Source organism: Burkholderia alba (assembly GCF_034721475.1).
In the GTDB taxonomy this organism is placed as follows: Bacteria; Pseudomonadota; Gammaproteobacteria; order Burkholderiales; family Burkholderiaceae; genus Burkholderia; species Burkholderia alba.
Window position 1 is genome coordinate 1 of sequence record NZ_JAWJWL010000114.1, and the last position, 2,589, is coordinate 2,589.

Here is a 2,589-nt window from a genome sequence, read left to right on the forward strand (position 1 = left end):
GACTCGGGATCGAGGGGGAGGTAGGCGGCGCCGGCTTTGGAGACGGCGAGCATGGCGACGACGAGTTCTGGGGTGCGTTGGGCGCAGAGGGCGATGCGGGCGTCGGGGGAGAGGCCGAGGGAGAGCAGGTGATGGGCAAGCTGGTTGGCGCGGTCGTCGAGTTGGGCGTAGGTGACGGAGGTCGAGCCGCAGACGATGGCGAGGGCGTCGGGGTGCAGCTGGACCTGTTGCTGGACCAGTTGATGGATACAGGCTTGGTCGGGATAGGGCCGGTCGGTGGCGTTCCAGGTGTCGAGCAGGAGGCGGCGCTCGTCGGGGCCGAGCAGATCGATCCGGCTGATCGGCTGCTGCGGATCGGCCGCCATGGCGCGCAGCACCGCGAGCAGGTATTCGCCGTGCCGCTCGACGGTCGCGGCGTCGAACAGCGCGGTCGCATAGCGCATCGCGCCGACGATCGCCTGACCGTCGTCGCCCAGATCGAGTTCGAGATCGAACTTCACGCGGCTGACGCCCCCTCCGAGCGGCGACAACTGCAGGTCGGGCAGATCGAGCCGGCCGCGGCTGTTGTCCAGCCAACTGAGCATGACCTGGAAGACCGGCGTGTGATCGAGCCGGCGCGGCGGCTGCACGGTTTCGACCACCTGCTCGAACGGGAGGTTCTGATGTTCGTGCGCGCCGAGCACGGTCGTGCGGACGCGGGCGAGCAAGTCCGTGACGCTGGGCTTGGCCGACAGGTCGATACGCAGCGCGAGCGTATTGACGAACAGGCCGATCAGCGGCTCGACCTCCGTTCGCGCGCGATTGGCGGTCGGCGTGCCGATCACCACATCGTCCTGGCCGGACAGGCGCGCAAGCACCGTGGCCCACGCCGTCGCGAAGAGCATGTACGGCGTCACGCCGTGGCGCTGGGCAAGACGCCGGATGTCGCGGGTCAGCGCGGGGTCGAAGCGTAGCGGCACGTACGCGGCCTCGAACGACTGGCGCGCGGGGCGCGGCCGATCGGTCGGCAGCGTGAGCAGCACGGGCGCGCCGGACAGGGCGTTGCGCCAGTACTCGACCTCGCCCGCGAGCCGCTCGGCGCTCAGCCAGTGCTGCTGCCACGCGACGTAGTCGGCGTACTGGATATCGAGCGGCGGCAGCGCGGCGGTGTGCCGGTAGCGCAGGTTCCGGTACAGCGTGCCCAGTTCGCGGGTCAGCACCCCGTTGGACCAGCCGTCCGTGACGATGTGATGCTGGATCAGCATGAACGCGTGGTCGTCTTCGCCGAGGTGTACCAGGCGGGCGCGGATCAGCGGGCCGTGCGCCAAATCGAACGGCAGGTGCGCCTCCTGTTCGCACAGGCGCCGCAGCTCGCGCTCGGTGTCGGGATGGGACGAGAGGTCGTCGTGGCGCAGCGGCATGCCGCTGCCGGCCGGCAGCAGTCGGGCCGTGGGCTGGCCGTCGACGGTCGGGAAAACGGTGCGCAGCGCCTCGTGACGCGCCCAGATCGCATCGAGCGCGCCGCACCAGGCGGCGACGTCGAGCGGGCCGCTCAGCCGCAGCATCACGGGGATGTGATAGGTCGCGCTGACGCCTTCGAGCTGCGCGAGGAACCACATGCGCTGCTGCGCGAACGACAGCGGCAGCGGCCCGTCGCGGGGGATCGGTTCGATCGCGGGCAGGGACTGCGGGTCGGTATGCGCGAGACGTTCGGAGACGGCCTGTGCGAACGCGTCGAGCGTCGGATGCGTGAACAGTACCGACAGCGGGAACTCCACCGCCAGCGCGGCGGGCAGGCGGCTCAGCAGGCGCACGGCCAGCAGCGAATGGCCGCCGAGGGTGAAGAAGTTGTCGTGACGGCCGACGCGTTCGACGCCGAGCAGTTCCTGCCAGAGCGACGCGAGGGTGGTTTCGATGTCGCCTTGCGGCGCCTCGTAGTGCTGATGGGCGAATGCGTCGTCGGAAGGCGCGGGAAGCGCCTTGCGGTCGAGTTTGCCGTTGGGGGTGAGCGGCAGGTGGTCGAGCCGGACGAAGGCGGCCGGCACCATGTAGTCGGGCAGCCGGGTGTCGAGATGCGCGTGCAGCACGTGAGCCAGCTCGCCGTCGGCGGCCGCGCCGTCGCGCAGCGTGACATAGGCGACGAGCCGGGTATCGCCCTGCGGGTCGTTGCAGGCGATCACGACGGCTTCGCGCACGTCGGGATGCGCGGCGAGCTGAACCTCGATNTAGCGTGACATAGGCGACGAGCCGCGCTTCGCCCCGCTGATCGTCGCGCGTGAGCACGACGGCTTCGCGCACGTCGGGATGAGCGGCGAGCTGGGCTTCGATTTCACCGGGCTCGATCCGGAAACCGCGGATCTTGACCTGCTGATCGTTGCGGCCGAAGAACACGAGGTTGCCGTCGGATAGATAGCGGGCGAGATCGCCGGTGCGGTACATGCGTGCGCCGGGCTGCTCGGAGAAGGGATCGTCGAGGAAGCGTTCGGCGTTCAGGGCGGGCCGGTTCAGATAGCCGCGTGCGACGCCCGCGCCGCCGACGTACAGTTCGCCGACGGCGCCGAGCGGCACGGGTTGGCCGGACTCATCCAGCAGGTAGATTCTGAGATCGGG

General features: G+C 69.7%; 1 pseudogene. It reads right to left on the reverse strand.

The annotated features are described in order from the left end of the window. Positions 1-2,589 (reverse strand): annotated as a pseudogene (locus RZR99_RS32620) (condensation domain-containing protein); the annotation flags it as partial.